Source organism: Roseovarius sp. (assembly GCF_030373445.1).
GTDB lineage: Bacteria > Pseudomonadota > Alphaproteobacteria > Rhodobacterales > Rhodobacteraceae > Roseovarius.
Genome location: NZ_JAUCYU010000005.1, coordinates 301772 through 328058 on the forward strand (window position 1 = coordinate 301772; position 26287 = coordinate 328058).

The 26287-nt window shown below is 66.3% G+C and carries 23 protein-coding genes and 4 tRNA genes; 18 read left to right on the top strand and 9 right to left on the bottom strand.

The genetic code is table 11. From position 1 onward, the window contains the following. The first annotated feature begins 74 nt into the window (after positions 1-74). The 3 genes from tgt to QUV18_RS11835 all read left to right on the top strand — a co-directional run bounded on the left by tgt (position 75) and on the right by QUV18_RS11835 (position 4622). Positions 75-1202: a tRNA guanosine(34) transglycosylase Tgt gene (gene tgt / locus QUV18_RS11825; protein ID WP_300894128.1), complete on the top strand. Its 1128-nt coding sequence runs from the start codon at positions 75-77 to the stop codon at positions 1200-1202. Positions 1203-1495: 293 nt separating this feature from the next. Then, a complete protein-coding gene (gene lon, locus QUV18_RS11830; RefSeq protein WP_300894129.1) occupies positions 1496-3904 on the top strand; it encodes an endopeptidase La in 2409 nt (802 codons plus the stop codon). Positions 3905-4181: 277 nt separating this feature from the next. Beyond that, positions 4182-4622, top strand: coding sequence for an SRPBCC family protein (locus QUV18_RS11835; protein ID WP_300894130.1), 441 nt, complete (start codon positions 4182-4184; stop codon positions 4620-4622). A gap of 94 nt (positions 4623-4716) precedes the next feature. Here the strand turns inward: QUV18_RS11835 and QUV18_RS11840 are convergent, their stop codons facing one another. Beyond that, the gene (locus QUV18_RS11840) at positions 4717-4908 is read right to left on the bottom strand and encodes a hypothetical protein (protein WP_300894131.1); all 192 of its coding nucleotides are present in this window, start codon (positions 4906-4908) and stop codon (positions 4717-4719) included. Between the two features lie 126 nt (positions 4909-5034). Here QUV18_RS11840 and QUV18_RS11845 point away from each other — a divergent pair, with 126 nt between their 5' ends. The 3 genes from QUV18_RS11845 to QUV18_RS11855 all read left to right on the top strand — a co-directional run bounded on the left by QUV18_RS11845 (position 5035) and on the right by QUV18_RS11855 (position 6198). After that, positions 5035-5508: an HU family DNA-binding protein gene (locus tag QUV18_RS11845; RefSeq protein WP_300894132.1), complete on the top strand. Its 474-nt coding sequence runs from the start codon at positions 5035-5037 to the stop codon at positions 5506-5508. Positions 5509-5527: 19 nt separating this feature from the next. Further along, a tRNA-Val gene (locus QUV18_RS11850) sits at positions 5528-5602 on the top strand. 29 nt (positions 5603-5631) lie between these two features. Beyond that, positions 5632-6198, top strand: coding sequence for a histidine phosphatase family protein (locus tag QUV18_RS11855; protein WP_300894133.1), 567 nt, complete (start codon positions 5632-5634; stop codon positions 6196-6198). Between the two features lie 9 nt (positions 6199-6207). Here QUV18_RS11855 and QUV18_RS11860 read toward each other — a convergent pair whose 3' ends face one another. Further along, on the bottom strand, positions 6208-6672 hold the full coding sequence (locus QUV18_RS11860; protein ID WP_300894134.1) for a MaoC family dehydratase: 465 nt from the start codon (positions 6670-6672) through the stop codon (positions 6208-6210). 90 nt (positions 6673-6762) lie between these two features. On the opposite strand from QUV18_RS11860, the gene QUV18_RS11865 reads away from it, so the two are divergent. The 4 genes from QUV18_RS11865 (at position 6763) to QUV18_RS11880 (ending at position 7794) form a co-directional block, all read left to right on the top strand. Next, positions 6763-6838: transfer RNA gene (locus tag QUV18_RS11865), tRNA-Val, on the top strand. A gap of 270 nt (positions 6839-7108) precedes the next feature. Further along, positions 7109-7309 (top strand): hypothetical protein, encoded by a 201-nt coding sequence (locus QUV18_RS11870; protein WP_300894135.1) that lies wholly within the window; start codon positions 7109-7111, stop codon positions 7307-7309. 116 nt (positions 7310-7425) lie between these two features. Beyond that, positions 7426-7502 (top strand) — tRNA-Asp (locus tag QUV18_RS11875). Between the two features lie 215 nt (positions 7503-7717). Next, a tRNA-Asp gene (locus tag QUV18_RS11880) sits at positions 7718-7794 on the top strand. 33 nt (positions 7795-7827) lie between these two features. Here QUV18_RS11880 and QUV18_RS11885 read toward each other — a convergent pair. Together QUV18_RS11885 and QUV18_RS11890 are read right to left on the bottom strand one after the other, a co-directional pair. Continuing rightward, complete coding sequence (locus QUV18_RS11885; protein ID WP_300894136.1) at positions 7828-8718, bottom strand: alpha/beta hydrolase; 891 nt, start codon at positions 8716-8718, stop codon at positions 7828-7830. A 241-nt stretch (positions 8719-8959) separates the two neighbouring features. After that, entirely contained in the window at positions 8960-10336 is a 1377-nt protein-coding gene (locus QUV18_RS11890; protein WP_300894137.1) for a dipeptidase, read from the bottom strand. A 245-nt stretch (positions 10337-10581) separates the two neighbouring features. On the opposite strand from QUV18_RS11890, the gene hemA reads away from it, so the two are divergent. From hemA to ispG, 3 genes are all read left to right on the top strand, one after another. After that, on the top strand, positions 10582-11805 hold the full coding sequence (hemA, locus tag QUV18_RS11895; RefSeq protein WP_300894138.1) for a 5-aminolevulinate synthase: 1224 nt from the start codon (positions 10582-10584) through the stop codon (positions 11803-11805). Positions 11806-11941: 136 nt separating this feature from the next. Continuing rightward, positions 11942-13225 (top strand): helix-turn-helix domain-containing protein, encoded by a 1284-nt coding sequence (locus tag QUV18_RS11900; RefSeq protein WP_300894139.1) that lies wholly within the window; start codon positions 11942-11944, stop codon positions 13223-13225. Positions 13226-13308: 83 nt separating this feature from the next. Further along, the gene (gene ispG / locus QUV18_RS11905; protein ID WP_300894140.1) at positions 13309-14439 is read left to right on the top strand and encodes a flavodoxin-dependent (E)-4-hydroxy-3-methylbut-2-enyl-diphosphate synthase; all 1131 of its coding nucleotides are present in this window, start codon (positions 13309-13311) and stop codon (positions 14437-14439) included. A 33-nt stretch (positions 14440-14472) separates the two neighbouring features. Here ispG and QUV18_RS11910 read toward each other — a convergent pair whose 3' ends face one another. Beyond that, the gene (locus QUV18_RS11910; RefSeq protein ID WP_300894141.1) at positions 14473-14991 is read right to left on the bottom strand and encodes a thioredoxin family protein; all 519 of its coding nucleotides are present in this window, start codon (positions 14989-14991) and stop codon (positions 14473-14475) included. After that, complete coding sequence (locus tag QUV18_RS11915; RefSeq protein ID WP_300894142.1) at positions 14988-15740, bottom strand: DsbA family protein; 753 nt, start codon at positions 15738-15740, stop codon at positions 14988-14990. Before QUV18_RS11915 ends, QUV18_RS11910 begins: the two co-directional genes overlap by 4 nt. Before the next feature lie 170 nt (positions 15741-15910). Here QUV18_RS11915 and QUV18_RS11920 point away from each other — a divergent pair, with 170 nt between their 5' ends. The 5 genes from QUV18_RS11920 to prfB all read left to right on the top strand — a co-directional run bounded on the left by QUV18_RS11920 (position 15911) and on the right by prfB (position 23063). After that, on the top strand, positions 15911-17050 hold the full coding sequence (locus tag QUV18_RS11920) for an aminotransferase class I/II-fold pyridoxal phosphate-dependent enzyme (RefSeq protein ID WP_300894143.1): 1140 nt from the start codon (positions 15911-15913) through the stop codon (positions 17048-17050). A gap of 264 nt (positions 17051-17314) precedes the next feature. Next, on the top strand, positions 17315-18538 hold the full coding sequence (locus tag QUV18_RS11925) for an N-acetylmuramoyl-L-alanine amidase (protein ID WP_300894144.1): 1224 nt from the start codon (positions 17315-17317) through the stop codon (positions 18536-18538). A 90-nt stretch (positions 18539-18628) separates the two neighbouring features. Then, a complete protein-coding gene (locus QUV18_RS11930; protein ID WP_300894145.1) occupies positions 18629-21139 on the top strand; it encodes a penicillin-binding protein 1A in 2511 nt (836 codons plus the stop codon). Between the two features lie 27 nt (positions 21140-21166). Next, positions 21167-21808: a glutathione S-transferase gene (locus QUV18_RS11935; RefSeq protein ID WP_300894146.1), complete on the top strand. Its 642-nt coding sequence runs from the start codon at positions 21167-21169 to the stop codon at positions 21806-21808. A gap of 127 nt (positions 21809-21935) precedes the next feature. Continuing rightward, the gene (gene prfB, locus QUV18_RS11940; RefSeq protein WP_300894147.1) at positions 21936-23063 is read left to right on the top strand and encodes a peptide chain release factor 2; all 1128 of its coding nucleotides are present in this window, start codon (positions 21936-21938) and stop codon (positions 23061-23063) included. A gap of 94 nt (positions 23064-23157) precedes the next feature. Here prfB and QUV18_RS11945 read toward each other — a convergent pair whose 3' ends face one another. From QUV18_RS11945 to QUV18_RS11955, 3 genes are all read right to left on the bottom strand, one after another. Continuing rightward, on the bottom strand, positions 23158-24321 hold the full coding sequence (locus QUV18_RS11945; protein ID WP_300894148.1) for a hypothetical protein: 1164 nt from the start codon (positions 24319-24321) through the stop codon (positions 23158-23160). 124 nt (positions 24322-24445) lie between these two features. Beyond that, positions 24446-25378 (bottom strand): hypothetical protein, encoded by a 933-nt coding sequence (locus tag QUV18_RS11950; RefSeq protein WP_300894149.1) that lies wholly within the window; start codon positions 25376-25378, stop codon positions 24446-24448. Positions 25379-25688: 310 nt separating this feature from the next. After that, on the bottom strand, positions 25689-26287 hold a 599-nt coding region (locus tag QUV18_RS11955; RefSeq protein WP_300894150.1), incomplete at its 5' end, for a hypothetical protein.

Sequence of the window (26287 nt, forward strand, 5' to 3'; positions counted from 1 at the left end):
CGATACCAGCATGTATGGAGATATGACACAAGGACGTCTTGGCAAACCGGGAAATCCGGTGCATTTGGGCCGCCATGACGCGATTTTCCTTTTCCCTGAACGCCACCGACGGCCCGGCCCGGACGGGCAAGATTTCCACGCCGCGGGGCGAGATCCGGACGCCGGCCTTCATGCCGGTGGGCACCGCCGGCACGGTCAAGGCGATGCTGCCCGGAAGCGTGCGCGAGACCGGGGCGGATATCCTGCTGGGCAATACCTATCACCTGATGCTGCGCCCCGGGGCGGAGCGAGTGGCGCGGCTGGGTGGGCTGCACCGGTTCATGAACTGGGAGCGGCCGATCCTGACGGATAGCGGCGGGTTCCAGGTGATGAGCCTTGCGGGATTGCGGAAGCTGACCGAGGCGGGGGTGACCTTCAAGAGTCATATCGACGGCTCGAAGCACGAGCTGACGCCGGAGCGGTCGATGGAGATCCAGCGGCTGCTGGGGTCGGATATCGTGATGTGTTTCGACGAGTGCCCGGCGCTGCCCGCGAGCGAGGAGGCCGTCGCCGAGAGCATGCGGCTGTCGATGCGGTGGGCGGCCCGGTCGAAGGAGGCGTTCGGCGACCGCCCCGGATACGCGCTCTTCGGCATCCAGCAGGGGGGCGTGACGCAGGAGCTGCGGGCCGAGAGCGCCGAGAAGCTTGTGGAGATCGGCTTCGACGGCTACGCGGTCGGCGGGCTGGCCGTGGGCGAGGGGCAGGAGGCGATGTTCGGCGTGCTGGATTACGCGCCGGGGATGCTGCCCGAGGACCGGCCGCGCTACCTGATGGGGGTGGGCAAGCCGGATGACATCGTCGGCGCCGTGAAGCGCGGGATCGACATGATGGATTGCGTGCTGCCCTCGCGCTCCGGCCGGACGGGGCAGGCGTGGACGCGGCGGGGACAGGTCAACATCAAGAACGCGCGGCACATGGATGACCCGCGGCCGCTGGACGAGGATTGCACCTGTCCGGCCTGCCGGAACTATTCACGGGCCTACCTGCACCACGTCTTCCGCAGCCAGGAGATCATCAGCTCAATGCTGCTGACCTGGCACAACCTGCATTACTACCAGCAGATCATGGAGGGGATGCGCGGAGCCATCGCGGCGGGCACTTTCGCGGAATGGGAGGCGGCGTTCCATGCGGGCCGCGCCGAGGGGGATATCGAGCCGGTTTGAAGGGGCGGGGGGCGCATTCTTGAAAAGAATGCGGGGCGAAGTCTTTTAAAGACTTTGAATGGCGCCCCTGCACACGCGCGCACATAGCTGTGACCAAGTTGCACGGGCCGGCCACGGGCCCTGAAAAAGCTGGGGATTTGCCGCTTGCCCCCGTTGTCACTGCGGGGCATGGTTGTTGGATGGAAGGTTGAAAGAAGGGTGGAACCGCCCCAGATTAACTTTCTGGAAACGGAGACGGACGGGGCTGCCGATAAACGGGGCCGGAGCCGTCTTGCCAAGAACAGGACAAGAGCATGCAAGAACCCCTCAATCAATCCTACCCGGTGCTTCCGCTGCGCGACATCGTGGTCTTCCCCCACATGATCGTGCCGCTTTTCGTGGGCCGTGAAAAATCGGTCCGGGCGCTGGAAGAGGTCATGCAGGACGACAAGCAGATCCTGCTGTCGAGCCAGGTCGACCCGAGCGAGGACGACCCGTCGGCCGACGGGATCTACCGCGCCGGCGTGCTGGCCAACGTGCTGCAGCTTCTGAAGCTGCCCGACGGCACCGTGAAGGTGCTGGTCGAAGGGGTGGCGCGGGTGCGCATCACCGATTACCTCGAGAACGAGGATTTCTTCGAGGCGCGCGCCGAGTACCTGAACGAGATGCCGGGCGACGCCGCCACGATCACCGCGCTTCTGCGCACGGTGACGGACGAGTTCGCGCGCTACGCCAAGGTCAAGAAGAACATCCCCGAGGAAGCGCTGTCGGCCGTGGCCGAGAGCGAGGAGCCCGCGAAGCTGGCCGATCTCGTGGCCGGACACCTCGGCATCGAGGTGGCGCAGAAGCAGGAGCTTCTGGAGACGCTGAGCGTGAGCGAGCGGCTGGAGAAGGTCTATGGCCTGATGCAGGGCGAGATGAGCGTTCTGCAGGTCGAGAAGAAGATCAAGACCCGCGTCAAGAGCCAGATGGAGCGCACCCAGCGTGAGTACTACCTGAATGAGCAGATGAAGGCCATTCAGAAGGAGCTGGGCGACGGCGAGGACGGCGAGGGCGAGATCGCCGAGCTGGAAGAGAAGATCGCCGAGACCAAGCTGTCGAAAGAGGCGCGCGAGAAGGCCGAGGGCGAGCTGAAGAAGCTCAAGAACATGAGCCCGATGAGTGCCGAGGCGACGGTTGTGCGCAACTACCTCGACTGGATGCTGAGCATTCCGTGGAACAAGAAGAGCCGGGTCAAGAAGGACCTGAGCCGCGCCGAGGAGATTCTCGACGCCGATCACCACGGGCTGGAGAAGGTCAAGGAGCGGATCGTCGAATACCTGGCGGTTCAGCAGCGTTCCAAGAAGCTGAAAGGCCCGATCATGTGCCTTGTCGGCCCTCCGGGCGTGGGCAAGACGTCGCTCGGCCAGTCGGTGGCGAAGGCCACGGGCCGCGAGTTCATCCGCATCAGCCTTGGCGGCGTGCGCGATGAAAGCGAGATCCGCGGGCACCGCCGGACCTATATCGGCTCGATGCCGGGCAAGATCATCCAGGCGCTGAAGAAGGCCAAGTCGACCAACCCGCTCATCTTGCTCGACGAGATCGACAAGATGGGACAGGATTTCCGCGGCGACCCGGCAAGTGCCATGCTCGAGGTGCTTGATCCGGAACAGAACGGCACTTTCGTGGACCACTATCTCGAGGTGGAATACGACCTGTCGAACGTCATGTTCCTGACCACGGCCAACAGCTACAACATGCCCGAGCCGCTGAAGGACCGGATGGAGATCATCCCGCTGGCGGGTTACACCGAGGACGAAAAGCGCGAGATCGCCAAGCAGCACCTCGTTCCGAAGCAGATCAAGAACCACGGTCTGAAGAAGAAGGAGTTCGAGCTGACCGACGAGGCGCTGACCGACATCATCCGCCTGTATACGCGGGAGGCCGGTGTGCGGAACCTCGAGCGCGAGATCGCCAAGGTGGCGCGGAAGGCCGTGACCCGGATCATCCGGAAGAAGGACGAGACGATCACGGTGACGCGCGAGAACCTGGGCGACTTCCTGGGCGTGAAGAAGTACAAGTTCGGGCTGGCCGAGGAGCGTGACCAGGTCGGGGTCGTGACCGGGCTGGCCTATACGTCGGTCGGGGGCGAGCTTCTGAACATCGAGGCGCTGCGCCTGCCGGGCAAGGGCCGGATGAAGACAACCGGGACGCTGGGCGACGTGATGAAGGAGTCGATCGACGCGGCCAGTTCCTACGTGCGGTCGATCGCGCCGGAAATCGGGGTGAAGCCGCCGCAGTTCGAGAAGTGGGATATCCACGTGCACGTGCCCGAGGGTGCGACGCCCAAGGACGGGCCGAGCGCGGGTCTTGCCATGGTGACCTCGATCGTCTCGGTGCTGACGGGCATCCCGGTGCGCAAGGATATCGCGATGACCGGCGAGGTGACGCTGCGCGGCAACGCGCTGCCGATCGGCGGGCTGAAGGAGAAGCTTCTCGCGGCGCTCAGGGGCGGTATCAAGACCGTGCTGATCCCGCGGGAGAACGAGAAGGACCTGACCGAGATCCCCGACAACGTGAAGGAGGGGCTGAAGATCGTGCCCGTCGATCACGTGCGCGACGTGCTGAAGCTGGCGCTGACCGAAGAGCCAGAGCCCGTCGACTGGGACGAGGCCGCCGAGGAAGCCGCCGCAGCCGAGGCCGCGCGGAAATCCGGCGAGGGGTCGGGCGCGGTGGCGCACTGATCCTTCGGGTTCATGAGAGTTGAGAGGGGGCGTCCTGCGGGGCGCCCTTTTTCCTTGTTGTCGGGGTTGGGGCAGGTGGGTTTCACCCACCCTACGGGGCATGGTTGCGCGCAACGGGCCTTGCCCGGGGGTTCCGGTGGCGCGAGGTCCCGGCTCGGGGGCCGGGACGGGATTGTTCTGGGGCTGGATCGCGCCCGCAGGGGCGGGCACGTATCGGCGGGACAAGCCGGTTGCGGCGTGGTTTAAGGGCGTCGACCAGTCAGCCCGGAGCGCCGCGATGAAGACCGTACGCCTTACCCATGACTACCCCGTTGCGCCCGAGCGCCTTTGGGCGCTGGCCACGGATTACGATGCGCTGGCGCGGGTGATGGAGGGGGTTGTCACCTTCGAGGGCCTGCCCGAGGGGCGGGTGCGGGAAGGGCAGAAGATCGACGTCATGGTCTCGCTTTTCGGCCGGCTGCCGAAGCAGCCCTATCGCATGGAGGTGCTGGAATGCGATGACGACCGGATGGTCCTGCGCTCGTCGGAGAAGGGGGCGGGGGTGAAGGCGTGGCGGCATACGATGCGCGTGACGCCCACGGCGCAGGGTAGCCGGCTGACCGACCGGATCGAGATCGAGGCGGGGCTGCTGACCGGGCTGTTCGCGCTTTGGGCACGGTACCTGTACGGCGCGCGGCACAAGCCGCGGCTGCGGTTGCTGGAGGAAGGGGCGTTCTAGGGCGTTCCGGGGGCGGGCACGAAAGCCGCGCGCGGAGCGGTCTCCGCGCGCTGTCGGTCGTCGCCGTCAGGCCGCCCGTATCAGGGCGACGGGGTCAGAGCGACGGGCCGAGGATGATGGCGATCACCGCCACGGCCGCGATCAGCCCCTCGACATTCGAGGAATTGTCGACGGCGTCGACCATGACCACGTCGGGCGTGATGACCGTATCGTTCAGCGAGCCCGCGTGGGCGGTTCCAGCAGCCAGAAGGGCGGCAATTGCGGCGGCAGCCAAAGTCTTTTTCACGGTATTCCCCCAATACTACATCTAGTCGGATTAAAATGGCGAACCTACCACACGTCAACTTGCTGGTAGTCAAATGACAAGAGAATCAGTAGGCTTGCCGCATAATTGAAGCAAAAGAGGCACACAATGGCAGCGAGCAGCACCGGGTCGGGCAAGTCCGGGTCCTCCACCAAGTCATCCACCAAGAGCAAATCCACCTCCGCCAAGCCCGCACGGGCGGCGACCAAGCTTGCGCCGGGCAGCGCTTCGGCGGTCAAGCCGGTCGTGGCGAGCGAAAGCGCCGAAGACGGGGGCGGCGCCGAGCTGAAGAAGCGCGAGCTGATGGACGAGGTGATCAAGCGGTCGGGAGTGCGGAAGAAATTCGCCAAGCCGGTGATCGAAGCGATGATCGACGTCCTGGGCGAAGCGATACTGGAAGGCCGAGAAGTCAACCTGCAGCCCTTCGGCAAGATCAAGCAGCAGCGCACCAAGGATGCCGGCAATGCCCGCATCACCATCGCGCGCATCCGCCAGAGCAAGAACGCGGGCCCCGCGCTCGACCCGGAAGACCGCGCCGATGACGATAATTCGAACGAGACGGTTGCAGAGACCGTGGAGTAGCGCTAAGAGACGCGGCGGCGGGTGATTAGCTCAGTGGTAGAGCGCTTCGTTCACATCGAAGATGTCAGGAGTTCGAATCTCTTATCACCCACCATTTTCCCTTGATTTGCAGCGGGTTGCACGATGGCGGAGCTTCCCCCGATCTGGTTTCTGCGCCATGGCCAGACCGAATGGAACCTGGAAGGGCGGCTTCAGGGGCACAAGGATTCGCCGCTGACGGCGCTTGGCCGGAGCCAGGCGGCGCGGCAGGCGCGGATATTGCCGGACATATTGCAGCGGGTGGCGACGGGCGCGGGCGGGTGTTTCGCCTCGCCGCTGGGCCGCGCGCAGGAAACGGCGCGGATCGCGCTGGCGGGGCGGGGTTTCGTGACCGATCCACGGCTTTCGGAGATTGCGACGGGCGACTGGGAGGGCCGGCTGCGGGCCGAGGTGGCGACGGGCGAGGGGGACCTCTTCCTCTATGCCGGGGCGCCCGGCGGCGAGGGTCTGGACGCGTTGCAGGCCCGGGTGGCGGCGTTCCTGGCCGAGCTGGAAGGCCCCAGCGTGGTGGTGTCGCACGGGCTTCTGGGCAAGGTGCTGCGGGGGCAGGCCTGCGGGCTGGATGCGCAGGCCATGGACAGGCTGAGCAACCTTCAGGGTGCCGTCTACCTGCTTGAAAACGGGGAAGAAACGGTTCTGGAGGCGCCGTAACTCAGGGCCTCAGAGCGTGAGCAGGTATTTCTGCATCCCCTCGACCACGAGCGTGCCGTCCTGGTTGTGGATGGTGATGGCAAGCTCCATCACGCCGGTGGTCTTGCCGGGGGTGAGGGCGGTGATCTCGAAGGCGGGGTAGAGCGTTTCGCCGCAATAGACCGGGGCGAGAAAGCGGCTGGACTGTTCGAGGAAGCCGATGAGCGCGTCGCCCATCTCGTGCGCCAGGGGCGAGGCGCCGATCGCCGCCTGGATCAGTGTCTGGAAGCCGTGGGCGTAAAGCTCGGGATGGCCACGGCGTAAAAGGTAGGCGCGGTCGTAATGGATCGGGTGGTTGTCGCCGGAGGCCGCCTGGAAGGCGGCGAAGACGCCCTCGGTCATGGTGCGGGAGGGGGCGCGGAAGACCTCGCCCACGCGGAACGCGGCGAAGGGGCGGGTCGGGTGCGTCCAGTGGGCGGCGGGGTCGAAGCTCATGGCGGCCATGAAGGCGTGCGGCGGCGCGGCTGTCAATCGTCACCTTGCCACTTGCGCGCCCGCGCCGGTCTTTGTATGAGGCGCGTCACGGGGTCGTTAGCTCAGTTGGTAGAGCGCTTCGTTTACACCGAAGATGTCGGGAGTTCGAGTCTCTCACGACCCACCATTTTCCCCTTTCTTTCCGCTTTTCCCCGCGTTCGCGCGGAACACTCGGGCGTGTCGCAGGTTAAGATGACCGGAGGGTTAACGCGCCGGTTCGGGTGTTGAACACGTGCCGATACATGGCCCGCTGGTCAAATGCGAATTCGTTGATATATGCTGCCATGAATTAGGGATGTGCGGGATGGCCCGGGCATCGGGGCGCATTGCACGCGATTTATACTTGAGGGCGGCCGGCGGTTTACCGGTTGGGTCGTTGCGATATTGAGGAGACTTGATGCGGAAGAGACTGCCGCCGGGAGGCGGGTCATGGGCGGAAACGCTGGCAGCCATCCGGAAAAGCCTTGAAGACAAGCCGGACGGGGCGCTGCGGCCGGAGGAGATGGCCATGCTGGAGGATTGGTACACGGCCTGCGAAGACCCCGATCAGCGGCGGCGGCTGGGCCAGATCATGCGGGCCCTGGGCCACGGGGAGTGAGCGCGGGCGCGGCGGAAAGAAAAGCCGCGAATTCGGCGTTTCGGGTGCTTGACGGGGCCGGGCCACGGGCCTAAGAAGCGCAGACGCTTGGGGCGGTTGCCCCGGGTGCGCAGCGGGCGGTTGTAGCTCAGTTGGTTAGAGTGCCGGCCTGTCACGCCGGAGGTCGCGGGTTCGAGCCCCGTCAACCGCGCCATCGCTGCATTTGGTTAATTTCCGGAAATTTCGGGTGTTCGGGGCCGGGTCGCGATTCGCGGGGATCGGCCCTGTTTTGCCGGGTTTTGCGACGTCGGTATCACGTCGGTATATTGTCGGTATCGCGTCGGTGCGGGGGCGGGGCCTTGAAAGAGGCGGGCGAGGTGATATTTGGCGATTGACGGGCGCGGCGGGCTGGCGTAAGACGCCCGGCACGCGGTTGTAGCTCAGTTGGTTAGAGTGCCGGCCTGTCACGCCGGAGGTCGCGGGTTCGAGCCCCGTCAACCGCGCCACTTTCCCTTCCCTTGAAAATTCGCGCTTGCTCGTCAGCCCTTTCGGGCTGCCTCGCCTGCGTTGAAGAAGGTCGCGAGGGCGGTTGTGGTCTCGGCCGGGCTGGTATCGGGGAAGAAATGGCCGCCGGTGATGGCCCGGGCCTGCATGTCGGTGCATTTGTCTTCCCACGTGGCGGGCACGTCGAAGGCTTTCGCCATCGCGCCCTGCGCGCCGTAGAGCACCAGCGTGGGGCAGGTGACGCGGGCGTCGAGATCGGCGGCGTCGTCGTGGACATCATGCGAGAGGGCGGCGCGGTAGTCGTTGCACATGCCGCGGATGGTGTCGGGGTCACGCCAGGCGGCGCGGTAGGCCGCCAGTTGATCTTCGTCGAAATCGGAAAGCTTTGAGCCGCCCCAGCCGAGCAGGCAGGAATGATAATAGGCGTCCGGGTCATGGCCGATCATGGTTTCGGGGAAGGGCTCGGGCTGGGCCAGGAAGAACCAGTGGTAATAGGCCTGTGCCACCTCGCGTTTGAGCGGCTCGAGCAGGGTATGGGTGGGGACGATATCCATCACGCAGAGGCGGGTGACGGCGTGGGGGGCGTCGAGCGCCAGGCGGTGGGCCACGCGGCCGCCGCGATCGTGGCCGGCGAGGGCGAAGGTGGCGTGGCCGAGGTGGTGCATGAGGGCTGTCTGGTCGCGGGCCATTTCGCGGAAGCTGTAGGCGGCGATTTCGGCGGGTTTGCCGCTGTCGCCGTAGCCGCGCAGGTCGGGGCAGATGACGCGGTGGGTTTGCGCCAGCTCGGGGGCGATACGGGCCCAGAGCGCGCGGGTTTGCGGGAAGCCGTGGAGAAGAAGGAGCGGCGGGCCGTCGCCGGCTTCGGACCAGGTGATGTCGATGCCGTTGAGGGGGGCGGTGTGGTCGGTGAAGCCGGGGATGGTCATGGGGTGAGCCTTTGGGGTGGTGGGTTGGTGCAGAGCACGCCCGGAACAGAGCCGCGCCTTGGCGCGGCGCCGGGCGAGCGCCGGCCCGTCCCGGCGGGCAGGCGCTTTTGAGATCTAGCATGACGTCTATGGGGAGGATGTGCGTGGCCCCATAAAGTGGCGACCATGACCTTTGCAGCGCCTCCCCACGGGCCGGCGCACGCCCGGCGGGGAGATGCTTTCAACGGGTAGAACACCACCCTCACCCCGCCAGCTTGTCCAGCACGCGGGCCCAGCTTCGGATGCCCTTGTGGAAGCTCTCGACGTTGTATTTCTCGTTGGGCGAGTGGATGGCGTCGTCGTCCTGGGCGAAGCCGATGAGCATGGAATCGAGGCCGAGGATGTCCTTAAAGAACCGGGTCACCGGGATCGAGCCGCCCATGCCGGAGAAGACGGCCTCGCGGTTCCATTCCTCGGACAGGGCCTGGCGGGCCTGTTCGAACTCGGGCCGGTCGATGTTCATGACCGAGGCGGGGGAGCCGTCGAGGTTGTTGTCCCAGGTGACGGAGGCGTCCACCGGCAGGCGGTCTTCGACATGCTTGCGGAGCGCGCGGCGGACGTGGTCGGGGTCCATCTGGCCCACGAGGCGGCAGGTGAGCTTGCAATGCGCCTCGGCCGGGATGACGGTCTTGGAGCCCGCGCCCTGGTAGCCGCCCCAGAGGCCGTTGATCTCGAGCGTCGGGCGGGCCCATTGCTGGACGAGGGTGGAATAGCCCTGTTCGCCGTGGGGCTGGCTGTAGCCGACGGAGGAGAGGTAGGTTTCTTCGTCGAAGCCGCAGTTTTCCCATTGGCGGAGAAGCTCGTCGGGCACCTCCTCGACGCCGTCGTAGAATCCCTCGACGGCGACGCGGCCGGTGTCGTCGTGGAACGACGCGATGATGCGGGCGATTTCCTTCAGGGGGTTTAGGCCGGGGCCGCCGTAATGGCCCGAGTGCAGGTCGATCCTGGGCCCGTGGAGGGTGAACTCGTCCTTCAGCATCCCGCGGAGCTGGGAGGCGATGGAGGGGACGCCGGGCGAGACCATGGAGGTGTCGCAGACAAGGGCGATGTCAGCGGAAAGCTCTTCGGCGTTGTCCTTGAGGAAGGGGACGAGGGAGGGGGAGCCCGATTCCTCCTCGCCTTCGAAGAAGAAGGTGATGCGGCAGGGCAGGGTGCCGTTGACCGCCTGCCAGGCGCGGCAGGCCTCGACGAAGGTCATGAGCTGGCCCTTGTCGTCGGAGGCGCCGCGGCCGCGGATCACGCGGCCCTGGTCGGTGTCCTGGATCTCGGGTGCGAAGGGGTCGGTCTTCCACAGCTCCAGCGGGTCGAAGGGCTGCACGTCGTAATGGCCGTAGAAGAGGAGGTGCGGGCCGCTGTCGCCGACATGGCCCACGACCATCGGGTGACCGGGCGTTTCGCGTTTTTCCGCATTGATGCCAATGCTTTGCAGGTCGGCGACGAGCCAGTCGGCGGCGCCCTGGCAATCGGCCTTGTAGGCCGGATCGGTCGAGATCGAGGGGATCCGCAGAAGCGTCATCAGGCGGTCGAGGGCCTGGGGCAATTCGTCGTCAATGCGCGTCAGAACGGCGTCAATCGGCATGGAAGTCTCCGCGTGGTCTTGCTATATCGCGGGGACCGTATCAGGACGCGGGGCACTGTCCAGCAAGTTGACATAGGTCAAGGCGCAGGGGCGTGACGATTTGTTACCTGTTGTCCTGTAAAGCGCCATCTTATATGCATCTTATGGACATGCATACAGAATATTGAATATGTCGTGCGGCGCGCGACCTCGGGCCCGGACCGGATTCAGATGGGACCGAAGACTGCCAAGGAAGGGGATCCGACGTGGATTATACGGCCAAGCTGGACGAGGCGATCGGGCGCCTGCATGAAGAAGGCCGGTATCGGACCTTCATCGATATCGAGCGCAAGCAGGGCCAGTTCCCGCATGCCACCTGGCGGCGACCGGACGGGTCGGAGACGCCGATCACGGTCTGGTGCGGCAACGACTACCTTGGCATGGGCCAGCATCCGGTCGTGCTGGAGGCGATGCACGAGGCGGTGGACGCCACCGGCGCCGGCAGCGGCGGCACGCGCAACATTTCCGGCACCACGGTCTATCACAAGCGGCTGGAGGCCGAGCTGGCGGACCTGCACGGCAAGGAAGCCGCGCTTCTGTTCACCAGCGCCTATATCGCCAACGACGCCACGCTCTCGACCCTGCCGAAGCTGTTTCCCGGGCTGATCATCTATTCCGACGAGCTGAACCATGCCTCGATGATCGAGGGGGTACGGCGCAACGGCGGGGCAAAGCGGATCTTCCGGCATAACGACGTGGAACACCTGCGCGAGCTGATGGCGGCGGATGACCCTGACGCACCGAAGCTGATCGCGTTCGAGAGCGTCTACTCGATGGACGGGGATTTCGGCCCGATCGAGGCGATCTGCGACCTGGCCGACGCGTTCGGCGCGCTGACCTATATCGACGAGGTTCACGCGGTTGGCATGTACGGCCCCCGCGGCGCCGGCGTGGCCGAGCGGGACCGGCTGATGCACCGGCTGGACATCATCAACGGCACGCTGGCCAAGGCGTTCGGCGTGATGGGCGGCTATATCGCGGCCAGCGCGAAAATGTGTGACGCCATAAGGTCTTATGCGCCGGGGTTCATCTTTACCACGTCGCTACCGCCGGCCGTTGCGGCCGGGGCCGCGGCCTCGGTCGCGCATCTCAAGCGGGACCAGGCGCTGCGCGACCTGCACCAGGAGCGGGCGAAGATCCTGAAGACGCGGCTCAAGGGCATGGGCCTGCCGCTGATCGACCACGGCAGCCATATCGTGCCGGTGATCGTGGGCGACCCGGTGCATACGAAGAAGCTGTCGGACATGCTGCTGGAAGGCTACGGCATCTATGTTCAGCCGATCAACTTCCCCACCGTGCCGCGCGGTACGGAGCGCCTGCGCTTCACCCCGTCGCCGGTGCACGGGCCCGACGAGATGGACCACCTGATCCGCGCGATGGACGAGCTGTGGAGCCATTGTGCCCTCAACCGGGCGGAAATGTCGGCGTAATACCGCATCCTGCCCCTGAAAGATGATGCGGCACGTGCAATATATATTGCGTTGTGGTAACCTATTATAAACAAAAAGAGCGGGTTCCGAATCGTCAATTCGGGTAACAGGCAATGGGTTGTAAGGGGCAGGTTGCATGGCCATACGCCGGAGCAAAACGGCTGATCCTCTTGTAAATGCGGAGAAACCAAGGGGTTTCGATGCCTATGACGTGCGTCTGGGGGACAAGATGCGCGGCGAACGGGCGACCCTTGGCAAATCGCTGCTGGACGTGGAGCGGGAGATCCGCATCCGCGCCTCCTATATTGCCGCCATCGAGAATGCTGACCCGGATGCCTTCGACACGCCCGGATTCATTCCCGGATACGTGCGCTCCTATGCGCGCTATCTCGGCATGGACCCGGACGCGGCCTTTGCCGATTTCTGCACCGAATGCGGGTTCTCGGTGGCGCATGGCATGTCGGCGGGTGCCTCGAGTATCCGCAAGGCCGACGAGAAGCCGCGCCGCAATGCCACCCCGAAAGACCCGCTGATCGCGCCTTCGACGCCGTTCCTGCCGGCGCGCGAGACCATGTTCAGCCAGATCGAGCCGGGCGCCATCGGCTCGGCGCTGGTGCTGGTCGCGCTGATCGCCGGGATCGGTTACGGCGGGTGGAGCGTTCTGAACGAGATCCAGCGGGTGCAGTTCGCCCCGGTTGAGAACACGCCCGACGTGCTGACCGACCTCGACCCGCTCGACGCCGCGGTCAAGACCCCGGCCCAGAGCGAGGACCCGACGCGCAGCGCGGGTGTCCTGCCGCCGGTGGCCGAGGAGGGGCTGGACCGGCCCTATCGCCCCGAGGCGCTTGACGTGCCGGTGATGGTGGCCCGCGATGCGCCGATCTCGACGCTCGATCCGGCCGACGTGGGCACCTTCGTGGCGGAACTGCCCGAGGCCGACCGCCAGTCGGACCCGGTGGACCGCAACGCCATCGAGAATGCCATTGCCAGCGCCGTGGAAGGCGTGGGCGAGGCGGTGCCCGCCGTGGGCAACACCACGCCCGGCGCCAACACGCCCAAGGTCGTGGCCGATCCGCCGCCCGGCGTGCGGCTGGTGGCCGTGCGGCCGGCATGGGTGCGCGTGCGCGCCGCCGATGGCAGCGTGGTCTACGAGGGCATCCTGAACGGCGGCGACACCTACAGCGTGCCGGTGACGGAAGAGCCGCCGACCCTGCGGGTGGGCGAATCCGGCGCGGTGTATTTCGAGGTGGCGGGCAAGCATTACGGGCCGGTTGGCCCCAACGGCTCTGTCACGTCGGACCTTGCGCTGGCGGCCGAGGGGCTGACCGAGCGCTATGACGTGGCCGACCTGAGCCAGGATCGCGACCTGTCGCGCTACGTGGCCCAGCTCGAGCAGTCGGACGTATCGCCGCAGGAATAATCCGGTCGCTTCGCATTGCGACTGCGGGTTGCGGCACCTATGATTCCACCAGACGCAATTTCCGAGTTAGCGGGGCCGACCTGATGTCGCTCAATGAAATCCGCCCGTGGCGCAATATCCACCGCCGGCAGAGCCGGCAGATCATGGTGGGCAACGTGCCGGTGGGGGGCGGCGCGCCGATCAGCGTGCAGACCATGACCAATACCGACACCTGGGACGTGAAGGCCACGGTGGCGCAGGTGCAGGCCGCCGCCGAGGCGGGCGCGGATATCGTGCGGGTCTCGGTGCCGGACGAGAAGAGTTCGAAGGCGCTGAAGGAGATCGTGCGGGAAAGCCCGGTGCCGATCGTGGCGGACATCCATTTCCACTACAAGCGCGGGATCGAGAGCGCCGAGGCGGGCGCGGCCTGCCTGCGGATCAACCCCGGCAATATCGGCAGCCAGGACCGGGTGCGCGAGGTGATCAAGGCCGCGCGCGATCATGGCTGTTCGATGCGGATCGGGGTGAATGCGGGCTCGCTGGAGCGGCATTTGCTGGAGAAATACGGCGAGCCCACGCCGGACGCGATGGTGGAGAGCGGTCTCGACCATATCAAGGTGTTGCAGGACAACGATTTCCACGAGTTCAAGATCAGCTGCAAGGCGTCGGACGTGTTCATGGCCGCGACCGCCTACCAGATGCTGGCCGACCAGACGGATGCGCCGATTCACCTCGGGATTACCGAGGCGGGCGGGCTGATGAGCGGCACGATCAAGTCGGCGATCGGCCTTGGCAACCTGTTGTGGATGGGGATTGGCGACACGGTCCGCGTCAGCCTGTCGGCCGATCCGGTGCAGGAGGTGAAGGTCGGCTACGAGATCCTGAAATCGCTGGGGCTGCGGCACCGGGGGGTGAACATCATCTCCTGCCCGTCCTGCGCGCGGCAGGGGTTCGACGTGATCAGGACGGTCGAGGTTCTGGAAGAGCGACTGGAGCATATCAAGACGCCGATGAGCCTGTCGATCATCGGCTGCGTGGTGAACGGGCCGGGCGAGGCGCTGATGACCGATGTGGGGTTCACCGGCGGCGGGGCCGGGTCGGGGATGGTTTACCTGGCCGGGAAGGCGAGCCACAAGATGTCGAACGACCAGATGATCGACCATATCGTCGAGGAGGTCGAGAAGCGCGCGGCCGAGATCGAGGCGGGCGAGGCGGAGCCTCAGGCGGCGGAGTAGGCGGCGCGGTTCGGTGCTGAGCCGGGCGGGGGGTTATTCCGCGAGGTAGCGTTCCAGCACGATGGCCGGGATATGCCCGCGCAGCATTTGATCCGGGAAGACGTAGCTGGGGGCCATGTCGAGTTGCAGGGCGTCGGCCAGGGCGCTGTTCTCCTCCATGTCGAGGAGGGTGACGCGGAGGTCGTGAGTTTCAGCCAGCGCGCGCAGGTCGGCCTCGGCAAGGGCGCAGTCGGGGCAGTTGGCACGGGTGAAGAGGGCGATGGTGTGGGCCGCGTTCTCGGGCCCGAAGCCGGGCAGGGCGGGGGAGAAGAGCGCCTCGCGATGCGCCCTGAGGCGGGCGAGGTCGCTGTCGATGGCCTCGGCGTAGAGGTCGGCCGCATCGGGCGGGGGCCGGTCCAGCGGCAGGAGCTGCGGCACGGTCAGCAGGACCGCGCGGATCTCCTGCCCGAGGATGGCGCGCTCGGCCGGGGTGAGGTTCAGGACATCGGTCTCGGCAAGGGACGGCCCGCCGCAGCAGGCCGCCAGCAGGGCCGCCCCCGCGACGCGCTTCACGAGTCGGCGCGGATCTCGGCGGCGATCACTTCCATCTGCTCGCGCGGGACGTAGCCGCGCAGCATCTGGTCGCCCATCACGAAGGAGGGCGTGCCCGAGATGCCCAGCGACTTGGCGAGCTGGTGGTTCTCGGCGATCACCTCGGTCACGTCGGGGCTTTCCATCTGCGCGAGGATGGCGTCGGTGTCGAGGCCGAGCGTCTCGCTTATGCGGGTCAGGGCGGTTTCGTCGATATCGCCCCCGAAGGTGATCAGCGCGTCGTGGACGTCCTTGTAGGCGTCGTCGCCCGCGACCTGCTTGGTGGCGATGGCGAAGCGGGCCGACGTCATCGACTGCTCGCCCAGGATCGGGAATTCCTTGATCACGAAGCGGATGTTGCCGTCGAACTCGACGAGGTCGTCGACATCCGGCGCGGCGCGGCGGCAATAGCCGCAGCGGTAATCCATGAACTCGACCAGCGTCAGGTCGCCCTCGGGGTTGCCGCCGACCCAGGAATGATCGTCGTTGAAGATCGCTTCGGCGTGGTCCTCGATCATCTGCACGTCGGATTCGGCCTGCGCCGCGGTCTCGCGCTGTTCCAGCACGGCGACGGCTTCCATGATCACCTCGGGGTTTTCGAGCAGGTAGTCGCGGATCTCGGTGCGGAAGGCGTCACGCTCGGCATCGGTCATGTTCTCGAGGTCGAAGGCCTGGGCGGGCAGGGCGAGCGTGGCCATGGCGGCCAGCGCGGGCAGAAGGGGGCGTGTCATGAAGCGGGTCTCCGTCATACTGGTGAATCGGTGTTTCGTCATTTCGCTCTTGCGGGTGCGGCGGGGGCCGGCAGGGCCCCGGCCGGAAATCGGAGATGATGCATTGACGGCGCGTCTCTTTCCGGTGCAACCCAAGGCTCGAATACGTGGCGCAGTCTAGGGATAAATCCATGCGGAACTCAAGCCGGTCGGGCGTCGATCCCTTTATCGTGATGGACGTGATGGAAGCCGCCCGCAAGGCCGAGGCGGCCGGGCGGCACATCATCCACATGGAGGTGGGCCAGCCGGGCACGCCGGCGCCCGAGGGCGCGCGGGCGGCGCTGGCCGCCGCGATGGGCGAGGACGCGATGGGTTATACCGTGTCGCTTGGCCTGCCGGCGCTGCGGGCGCGGATCGCGCGGCTTTACGGCGAGTGGTACGGGGTGGATCTGGACCCGAACCGGGTGGTCGTGACCTCCGGCTCGTCGGGGGCGTTCATACTGGCCTTCACCGCGCTCTTCGACACCGGGCAGCGGGTGGGGATCGGGGCGCCGGGTTATCCGAGCTATCGGCAGATCCTGCGGGCGCTGGACCTCGTGCCGGTGGATATCGAGACGCGCGAGGCCAACCGGCTTCAGCCGGTGGCGGCGGACCTGGAGGGGCTGGACCTGTCGGGGCTGATGGTGGCGAGCCCGGCGAACCCGACGGGAACGATGCTGGGGCGCGAGGACATGGCGGCGCTGATGGAGGCGGCCGCGGCGCAGGGGGCGGCGTTCATCAGCGACGAGATCTATCACGGGATCGAGTATGAATCGAAGGCGGTAACGGCGCTGGAAATCAGTGACGAATGCTACGTTATCAACTCGTTTTCCAAGTATTTCTCGATGACCGGCTGGCGCGTGGGCTGGATGGTGGTGCCGGAGGATCACGTGCGGGTGGTGGAACGGCTGGCGCAGAACCTGTTCATCTGCCCGCCCCATGCCAGCCAGGTGGTGGCGCTGGCGGCGATGGATTGCAGCGAGGAGCTGGAGGCGAACATGGATGTCTACCGCGCCAACCGGCAATTGATGCTGGACGGGCTGCCGGCGGCGGGGTTCGACCGGATCGCGCCGCCCGATGGCGCGTTCTATGTCTATGCGGATGTGAGCCACCTGACCGATGACAGCCGGGGGTTTGCGCAGGAAATCCTGGAGAAGGCGGGCGTGGCGGTGACGCCGGGGCTGGATTTCGACCCCGCGCGGGGCGGCGGGACGTTGCGTTTTTCCTATGCGCGGAGCACGGCGGATATTGCCGAGGGGCTGAGGCGGTTGAAGGCCTTCATGGGGCGCTGAAATTGTCGGCGCCTGCGCCTTGGGGCGGGTGTCGGGATTTGAGTATTTTTGCCAAGAAGAAGCGGGGGTGGTGCGTGGATTGCGGGCGTGTCGTTTGGGGCGCGGTTGGGGGATTGAGTATTTCTGGAAAAGTGAAAGCGGGGCCGGGCGGCGGGGTGCGGCAAATGGTTTTTCGGGCCTTGCGGGGCGCGTGGGCTGTGGGCAAGAGGGCCCGGTTGGTGTATGCTTGGACGCAACCAAGACCGGTAACGGCGGAAGAGCAGGATGATCAGGATTTGTCTGGCGCTGGTGATCTGCGCGATGGGCCTGGGCGCGCATGCGCAGGGGCGGGAGCTGACCGCGCTGGCGCGGGTCGAGATGGCGCAGACGCGCATCGACGATATCGGCGGCGGGCTGCGGGTGCGGCTGGGGCTGAGCCAGGGCGTGCCGTTCCGGGTGTTCACGCTGGACGAGCCGGCGCGGCTGGTGATGGATTTCCGCGAGGTGGACTGGCGCGGGGTTGACCCCAAGCTGATCGACTGGGCCGAGGGGGCGAAGGCGGTGCGGATGGGCACGTTCCGGCCCGGCTGGTCGCGGATGGTGGTCGACATGGCCGGGCCCTTCGCAGTGGATACCACGGAGGCGAAGACCGACAAGGCGAGCGGCACCGTGCAGATCGAGGTGGTGCTGCGCGAGGTGTCGGAGGCGGATTTCGCCAGCGCGGCGGGCGCGGCGCCGCTGCCCGGGTGGGATATCGACCAGCCCGGCCTGCCGGCGGTGAAGCAGGCGCGGCAAACCGGGGAGGGCAAGCTGCTGGTGGTGCTGGACCCCGGCCATGGCGGGATCGACCCCGGGGCCGAGAATGACGGCGACAGCGAGAAGGAGCTGATGCTGCGCTTTGCCCGCGAGCTGCGCGACGAGCTCATGCGGGCCGGGGGCTTCGACGTGGCGCTGACGCGGGAGGAGGACAAGTTCGTCTCGCTCGAGCGGCGGGTGGCGATCGCCCACAAGCTGGGGGCGGACGTGTTCATCTCGCTTCATGCCGACGCGCTGAGCGAGGGGCGGGCGACGGGCGCCACGGTCTATACCCTGTCGGACAGCGCCAGCGACAAGGCCAGCGCCGCGCTGGCCGAGCGGCACAACCGGGCCAATATCCTGGCCGGGGTGGACCTGACCGAGAGCGACGACGTGGTGGCGGACGTGCTGATGGACCTGGCCCGGATGGAGACCCAGCCGCGCGCCGACCAGCTGGCCCGCGCGGTGCGGCTGGGGATCAAGGAGCAGGGGATCGCGCTGAATTCACGGCCGCTGCGCTCGGCCGGGTTCTCGGTGCTGAAATCGCCGGATATCCCGTCGATCCTGATCGAGCTGGGGTTCCTGTCGAGCCGCAGCGACCTGGACCATCTACGCGACCCGGTGTGGCGGGCGGCCATGGCCGCCGGCATCCGCGACGCGCTGGAGGCCTGGCGGATCGCCGATGCCGCCGCCGCCAAGCTTGTCCGCCAGTAGGCGGAGGGGTGCCGGGCCTGACCCGATTGTGTTTTGACGGGCTTTCGCCCGCCGCTTATAGGAATGCCTAACTTGAAACGGGGGCCGCGCGTGCTCAGACCTATCCTCAGCCTGTTCGGAACGATCTTCAGCCTTGCGACGCTGGTCGTCGTCATGGTCGCGCTGTCGATCGGCGCGGTGTTCCATATCTATGGCAAGGACCTGCCCAGCCACGAATCGCTGGCCAATTACACGCCGCCGACGATCAGCCGGATCTACTCGGGCGAGGGCAAGATCATCGACGAGTTCGCCCGCGAGCGGCGGCTGTTCACCCCGGCCGAGGAAATTCCGGAGCTGGTGAAACAGGCCTTCATTTCCGCCGAGGACAAGAATTTCTACAACCACGCCGGATACGACGCGCGTGGCATCGCCGCGGCCGTGGTCGAGGCGGTGAAGACCCGCGGCGAGACGGTGCGCGGCGCCTCGACCATCACCCAGCAGGTGATGAAGAACTTCCTTCTGTCGGGCGACCGGCGGATCGAGCGCAAGATCAAGGAGATCATCCTGGCCACGCGGATCGAGGAGACGCTGAGCAAGGAGGACATCCTCGAGCTCTATCTCAACGAGATTTTCCTCGGGCAGAATTCCTATGGCGTGACCGCCGCCGCGCAGACCTATTTCAACAAGACGCTGAGCGAGCTGGAGCCGCACGAGGCGGCGTTCCTGGCTTCGATGCCGCAGGCGCCGGGCCGGACGCACCCGGTGCACAACAAGGACCGGCTGCGGGATCGGCGGAACTACGTGCTGACGGAGATGTACGAGAACGGCTACATCTCAGAGGCGGTGAAGGAGGAGGAGATCACCGCCGAGCTGCGGTCTGTCCAGAACGGGGATTTCCCGGAATGGCGCGAGACGCTGCCGCCGCGGGATTACTTCACCGACGAGATCCGGCGTCAGCTGTCGCAGGATTTCGGCGAGGGCGAGTTCTTTACCGGCGGGCTGACCGTGCGGGCGACGATCGACCCGGAGATGCAGACCGCGGGCGCGCAGGCGCTGCAGCGGCAGCTGGAACAGTATGACCGCAACGCCGGCAAATGGCGCGGCACGGGCGAGACCCTGCCGGAAGAGGTGCTGGACGACGAGAAGGCGTGGCGCGAGGCGCTGGCGGCGACGGACGTGGCGCGCGATATCGAGCTTGACGGCAAGTGGTACCCGGCCGTGGTGCTGGAGCGCGGCGACCAGGAGATGACCGTCGGCATCGAGGCGATCGCCGAGGTGCAGAGCGTGCCGCGCAAGGATATCGCGTGGCTGCCGGGCGACTTCAAGGAGACCTTCAAGCGCGGCGACGTGGTGCATGTGCGCCGGATGACCTCGGACGACGATGGCAGCCTGATCCGCTGGACCCTGCGGCAGGTGCCGGAGGTGCAGGGCGGCTTCGTGGCGATGGACGTGCATAACGGCCGGGTGCTGGCGATGCAGGGCGGGTTCTCCTACCAGGATTCGGTGTTCAACCGGGCGACGCAGGCCGACCGGCAGCCGGGGTCGTCCTTCAAGCCGTTCGTTTATGCCGCCGCGCTCGACAGCGGGTATTCGCCCGCGACCATCGTGATCGACGCGCCGATCGAGATCGACACCGCCGGGGGCATCTGGCGGCCGCGCAACTCGTCGAACCAGTTCTACGGTCCGACGCCGCTGCGCACCGGCATCGAGATGTCGCGGAACCTGATGACCGTGCGGCTGGCGCAGGAGGTGGGAATGGACACCGTCGCCGCCTATGCCGAGCGGTTCGGGGTCTATGACCGGATGAGCACGTTCCTTGCCAACTCGCTGGGCTCGGAGGAGACGACGCTCTACCGCATGGTCTCGGCCTACGCGATGTTCGCCAATGGCGGCGAGCGGGTGCAGCCGACGCTGGTCGACCGGGTGCAGAACCGGTACGGCGAGACGGTCTACAACCACGATCCGCGCGATTGCGTGGAATGCGACGACCCGTCGATCCCGCAGAACCGGGGCCCGCGGATCGTGTCGAACCGCGACCGGGTGATCGACCCGGTGACCGCCTACCAGCTGACCTCGATGATGCAGGGCGTGGTGCAGCGTGGCACGGCCTCGGGCGCGATCAACCTGTCGGTGCCGGTGGCCGGCAAGACGGGCACCACCAACGACGCGCGGGACGTGTGGTTCGTGGGCTTCACCTCGAACATCGTGGCGGGCTGCTATATCGGTTTCGACCAGCCGCGCGGCCTTGGGCGGAGCGCCTATGGCTCGTCGATGTGCGGGCCGGTGTTCCAGGAGTTCATGACGCAGGCGATCAAGAAATACGGCGGCGGCAAGTTCAAGGTGCCCGAGGGCGGGCATTTCATCAAGATCGACCGTTACACCGGCGAGCGCCTGCCCGACGGGGCGAGCGGGGCGCATGTGGTGGCCGAGTATTTCCGCGACGGGGAAGAGCCGCTGTTCGGTTATGTCTATGACGGCGGGTTCGCCATGGGCACCGACCTCGATATCTACGAGCAGAACCGCTCGGAAGAGGTGCGCGAGGTGACCACCTCGGACGGCGACACCGGCAGCGTGGGCGACAAGGCGAGCTTTGGCAGCCTGAGTTCGGGCGGGCTGTACTAGGCTGAAGGGACGGAACGGGAGGTGCCCATGCTGACGGTCTGGGGACGGAAGACCTCGTCGAACGTGCAGGCGGTGATGTGGGGCATTGCCGAGCTGGGGCTCGACCACGAGCGGCTTGACGTGGGCCACAAGTATGGCGGCACGGACACGGACGAGTTCATTGCCATGAACCCCAACCGCCTTGTGCCCGTGATCCGGGATGGCGACGACGCGCCCTTGTGGGAATCGGCGGCGATCCTGCGGTATCTCGCCAATCGCTACGGGGCGGCGCCGTTCTGGCCGGAGGACCTGTCGGCGCGGGCGCAGGTGGACAAGTGGGCGGAATGGGCCAAGATCAACGTGGCCAGCGCCTTTACCGTTCCGATCTTCTGGCGCGTGGTGCGCACGCCCGAGGCCGAGCGCGACTGGCCGGCGATTGAGGCCTCCGTCACGGCGCTGGAAAAGGCGCTGGCGATCGCGGAGGAGCGGCTGGGCGAAACCGCGCATCTCGCGGGCGAGGATTTCACGCTGGCGGATGTGCAGCTTGGGCACGTGCTGTACCGCTATTACGAGATCGGGATCGAGCGGGCGGAGCTGCCCAACGTGGCGCGGTATTACGAGCGGCTGCAGGCGCGGGAGGCGTATCGCGAGCACGTGATGGTGTCTTACGCGGAACTGGCGGTGTCGTAGGGGCCGCGTGTCGGCGGGCCGCGGGACGCCTTTGTTCCGCGCGGGGAGCGACACGTACCGACCCGTCTTGTCCAACCCCTTGGCCCTTGGTATCACCCGCATCTGAGCAGACCGAGGACCCTGACGCATGCGCGCTGAAATCGAAACCGCCGTGGAAGAGATCGAGAATTCGCTGGAGCTTCTGCGCCAGCGGATGGGGTGGGAGACCGCCCAGCACCGGCTGGAGGAATTCAACGCCCGTGTCGAGGACCCGACCCTGTGGGACGATCCCGCCAAGGCACAGAAGCTGATGCGCGACCGGCAGGCGCTGGTCGACGCGATCGAGACCCATGACACGATCAAGCAGGACCTGTCGGACAACATCGAGCTCATTGAACTGGGCGAGATGGAGGACGATGCCGAGGTCGTGGGCGAGGCCGAGACCGCCATCAAGGCGCTGCAGCAGAAGGCCGCCGCCAAGGAGCTGGAGGCGCTTCTGGACGGCGAGGCGGATGGCAACGACACCTTCCTCGAGATCAACGCGGGCGCGGGCGGTACGGAAAGCTGCGACTGGGCCAACATGCTGGCGCGGATGTATGTCCGCTGGGCCGAGAAGCGGGGCTACACGGTGGAGCTTCAGTCGGAAAGCCCGGGCGAGGAGGCGGGGATCAAGTCGGCCGCCTACAAGATTTCCGGGCACAACGCCTATGGCTGGCTGAAATCGGAATCGGGCGTGCACCGGCTGGTGCGGATCTCGCCCTTCGATTCAGCGGCCAAGCGGCATACCTCCTTCTGCTCGGTCTGGGTCTACCCGGTGGTGGATGACAATATCGAGATCGAGGTGAACCCCTCGGACGTGCGGGTGGATACGTTCCGCTCGTCCGGCGCGGGCGGGCAGCACGTGAACAAGACCGACTCGGCCGTGCGGATGACGCATATTCCCACGGGGATCGTGGTGACCAGCTCGGAGAAGTCGCAGCACCAGAACCGCGAGATCGCCATGAAGGCGCTGAAATCGCGGCTCTACCAGATGGAGCTGGACAAGCGGAACGAGGCGATTGCCGAAGCGCACGAGGCCAAGGGCGACGCGGGCTGGGGCAACCAGATCCGGTCTTACGTGCTGCAGCCCTACCAGATGGTGAAGGACCTGCGCACGAGCGTCGAGACCTCGGATACGAAGGGCGTGCTGGACGGCGATCTGGACCAGTTCATGGCGGCGACGCTGGCGATGAACGTGTCGGGCAAGAGCCGGGCCGAGGCGCAGGGCGAGGACTAGGGCGGGCAGGGGGCGTTGCGCCCAGCGTTGAATTTCCTTTGGAAATTCAACGTCCCCGCCCAGGATATTTTCGGCCAGAAGAAGCGGGGCGGCGTCAGTCGACCGCTTCCAGCGCGTCGAGCCGGGCGATGAGCCGGGCGTTCAGCGCCTCCTGTGCGGCGAGACGCTCGTTCAGTTCCTCGATGTAGATATGGGCGTGCTCGAGTTCGTTGAGGATGCCGCCCATTTTCTCGCTGACGTTCATCGGGGCATCGGGCAGGGTGGGGCCGACCGCGGGCAGGTGTCCCTTGTCCCACATGAGCGCGGCGTGCTCGGAGACGGAGAGGCGTTTGAACTCGGCGTCGAACACCGCGTCGCAGCCGCTGTCGCAGGTGGGGCCGCCGGTGGTGAGCGTGCCGGTAAGACGCATGTCGCCGTTGGCGTTGAGCCGCATTTCCGGCCCGTCGCCGTCGACGATGTTGTAGCGCAGTTCGCCCGTGCCGAGCGGACCTTCGGTGAAGACCACGTCGACCGACGGGTTGACGGCGGCGCCGTCGGCGGTGATGCGCAGGAAGTTGAAGCTGTCCGGGCCGAACAGCTCGAGCGGGGCATCGGGCTCCACGGCGCCAAGGCCGACATTGCCGCTGGCGTCGACATGCAATGCAAAGCTCGGGGCGCCGGGGCGGATGACGACGGGCACCGTGTCCTCGATCTCGTCGGCGACGAAGAAGGCCGCGCCGTTCGCGCCGATATCCCAGGAATAGGGCGAGCCGCCGGTGACCTCGAGCCGGAGCCCGGGGTCGAAGAGGTCGGTGATGTGCAGGTTTTCGAGCGGCATCGCGGTGCCGAGCCCGACATTGCCGAAGGCCGAGACGTAGAGCGCTGCCTCGGGGGCCGGGCCCTCGATGGTAAAGGGGATGGTGCCGATGTCGAGATCCTCGATCGAGAAGCGGTCGATCCCGACGGTGCCGCTGTCATTGACGCGCAGGCGCCAGTCGCGGCCGGGGAAACTGCCGGTGGAGGTGTCGATGAAGTCGATGCTCGTGGCGGTGCTGGTGATCTTGAGCCGGGTGGTCGAGGCGAAGGTTTCGCTGCTGGTGCAGGCGCCGCCGATGCACAGCTCGCCCTGGATAACGGCGACATCGTCGACGAAAAGGTCGGCCAGGGCGGGGTCGTCGTCGAGGATGAAGACGCCGTCATTGTGCAGGTCGGCGGCCTGGGCGGCCGTGGCGCAGGCGGCCAGGGCGAGGGCGGTGAGGGCAAGGCGGGGGCGCGGCATGGCAATGGCTCCGTCTGAGGGACATGCGCATGCGCCCGCGTCGCGCCGGGCGCGGGCGCGATGGTAGTGGGGCCATGATACACCCGGTGCCGGCCAATCGCCAAACGCGGGTTTGCCGGGCGGATCAGCGCGTCGCGGGGGCGGGGTCCGTCACCCGTGCCACGAGCGCCGCCAGCGCCGCGAGCTCGGCCTGCTGGCGGTCGAGCCGGGCCTGTGTCAGCCGGTCGCGGGCCTCGAGTTCGGCGATGTAGAGATGGGCGTGCTCCAGCTCGTTGAGGATGCGGCCCATCTTGTCGGTCACGTCCCATGGCTCGCCGTCTCGCGTCGGCCCGACATTGGGCAGATGGCCCAGGGCGAGGGTTTGCGCGTGGTGTTCCTCGATCGAGGGCAGCGGGTAGTCGGCGCCGAAGACCGCGTCGCAGCCGACCGAGCAGGAGCCGGAGGTCGTCAGCGTGCCGTCGAGCACCATGTCGCCATCGGCGTTCAATCGCATCTCGGGCCCGTCGCCGTCGACGATGTTGTAGCGCATCTCTCCGGTGGTCAGCGGCCCCTGGGTGAAGGTAATGTCGACCGACCTGTTGACCGGGGCATTCTCGGCGGTGATGCGGAAGAAGCTGAAGGTGTTGCTGTCACTCACTTCGAACGGCGCGTCGGGGCTGGAGGTGCCGATACCGACATTGCCGGTTGCATCGAGGTAGAGCGTGTTGCTCGGCACGTTGCCCTCGACAACGAGGGGGGTGGTTCCGGCGGTGACGTCGCCGACCCAGTAGCCGGCGCCCGAGACACCGGTTTCCCATGTGCGCAAGCCGCCCAGCGAGGTTTCCATTCGCAGCTTGGCCAGGTTGGAGCCGAGGATGTGCAGGTCGGCCTGCGGCAGGGAGGTGCCGAGGCCGATATCGCCAGTAGACGCGACGTAAAGCGCATTGCTGGGGGCGCCGCCGGTGACCCAGAACGGATTGGTGCCGGAGGTGACGTCAGTGAGGAAAAAGGCATCAGCGCCGAAAGTTGTCGATTCGTTGGCACTGAGCCGCCAGTCCCAGGACGCGTTGTTCGCCAAGGTGGTTGTGTCCTCAAAGAGGATCGCGTTGGTTAGGGACTTGAGTTTTATACCGATGTAAGCCGACAACCTTGGTTCGAGGTTTTCGCAGTCAGTGCCGACACATAGCAGATTGGCGTCTACGATGACGTTCTGCTCAAAGACGTGATCGGCGATAGCCGCGCCTCCGGGAAACAGGGCGAGGGCAAAAGCGGTGGTAAAAAAACGTTTCAATCTTCTGACTCCGGTTGGTGTCCCCCGCTTCGTAACCGGCGAGGGCGATTGATCTTGTTGCCGGTGCCCGCCGCGGCGGAAACCGGAAGGGCGTGTGTCAGTCCTGCCGGTCGAGCGCGTCGAGCCGGGCGGTCAGGGCGGCGATCTGGGCGGCCTGTGCCGCGTTCTGTTCGTTGAGCCGCGCGATGTAGAGGTGCGCATGTTCCAGCTCGTTGAGGATGCGGCCCATCTTGTCGGTCACGTCCCACGGCTCGCCGTCGCGGGTGGGGCCCACGTTGGGCAGGTGGCCGAGGGCGAGGGTGCGGGCGTGATGTTCCTCGATCGAGGGCAGGGTGTAGCCCGCATCGAACACCGCGTCGCAGCCGACGGAGCAGGAGCCGGAGGTCGTCAGCGTGCCGTCGATCGCCATGTCGCCATCGGCGTTCAATCGCATCTCGGGCCCGTCGCCGTCGACGATGTTGTAGCGGAACTCGCCGGTGCCGAGGGGTCCCTGGGTGAAGACCACGTCGACTGACTGGTTGACGGGCGCACCGGTGGCGGTGACCCGGAAGAAGCTGAACGTGTCGTCGTTGCTGACCTCGAGGGGCGCGTCGGGGGTGTTGGTGCCGATCCCCACGTTGCCTGAGCTGGCGATGTCGATTGACGAGTCGGGTGCGCCGGGACGGACCTGGAAGGGCAGCCTGTAGGTTATGGCAT

What these genes read in the sequence shown, in the direction of transcription:
- QUV18_RS11925 (WP_300894144.1), top strand. Translation starts at nt 17,315, where the DNA reads ATGATCAGGATTTGTCTGGCGCTGGTGATCTGCGCGATGGGCCTGGGC.
- tgt (WP_300894128.1), top strand. Translation starts at nt 75, where the DNA reads ATGACGCGATTTTCCTTTTCCCTGAACGCCACCGACGGCCCGGCCCGG.
- QUV18_RS11870 (WP_300894135.1), top strand. Translation starts at nt 7,109, where the DNA reads ATGCGGAAGAGACTGCCGCCGGGAGGCGGGTCATGGGCGGAAACGCTG.
- lon (WP_300894129.1), top strand. Translation starts at nt 1,496, where the DNA reads ATGCAAGAACCCCTCAATCAATCCTACCCGGTGCTTCCGCTGCGCGAC.
- QUV18_RS11945 (WP_300894148.1), bottom strand. Translation starts at nt 24,321, where the DNA reads ATGCCGCGCCCCCGCCTTGCCCTCACCGCCCTCGCCCTGGCCGCCTGC.
- QUV18_RS11845 (WP_300894132.1), top strand. Translation starts at nt 5,035, where the DNA reads ATGGCAGCGAGCAGCACCGGGTCGGGCAAGTCCGGGTCCTCCACCAAG.
- QUV18_RS11900 (WP_300894139.1), top strand. Translation starts at nt 11,942, where the DNA reads ATGGCCATACGCCGGAGCAAAACGGCTGATCCTCTTGTAAATGCGGAG.
- QUV18_RS11935 (WP_300894146.1), top strand. Translation starts at nt 21,167, where the DNA reads ATGCTGACGGTCTGGGGACGGAAGACCTCGTCGAACGTGCAGGCGGTG.
- QUV18_RS11860 (WP_300894134.1), bottom strand. Translation starts at nt 6,672, where the DNA reads ATGAGCTTCGACCCCGCCGCCCACTGGACGCACCCGACCCGCCCCTTC.
- QUV18_RS11835 (WP_300894130.1), top strand. Translation starts at nt 4,182, where the DNA reads ATGAAGACCGTACGCCTTACCCATGACTACCCCGTTGCGCCCGAGCGC.
- QUV18_RS11855 (WP_300894133.1), top strand. Translation starts at nt 5,632, where the DNA reads ATGGCGGAGCTTCCCCCGATCTGGTTTCTGCGCCATGGCCAGACCGAA.
- QUV18_RS11920 (WP_300894143.1), top strand. Translation starts at nt 15,911, where the DNA reads ATGCGGAACTCAAGCCGGTCGGGCGTCGATCCCTTTATCGTGATGGAC.
- prfB (WP_300894147.1), top strand. Translation starts at nt 21,936, where the DNA reads ATGCGCGCTGAAATCGAAACCGCCGTGGAAGAGATCGAGAATTCGCTG.
- QUV18_RS11890 (WP_300894137.1), bottom strand. Translation starts at nt 10,336, where the DNA reads ATGCCGATTGACGCCGTTCTGACGCGCATTGACGACGAATTGCCCCAG.
- ispG (WP_300894140.1), top strand. Translation starts at nt 13,309, where the DNA reads ATGTCGCTCAATGAAATCCGCCCGTGGCGCAATATCCACCGCCGGCAG.
- QUV18_RS11915 (WP_300894142.1), bottom strand. Translation starts at nt 15,740, where the DNA reads ATGACACGCCCCCTTCTGCCCGCGCTGGCCGCCATGGCCACGCTCGCC.
- QUV18_RS11885 (WP_300894136.1), bottom strand. Translation starts at nt 8,718, where the DNA reads ATGACCATCCCCGGCTTCACCGACCACACCGCCCCCCTCAACGGCATC.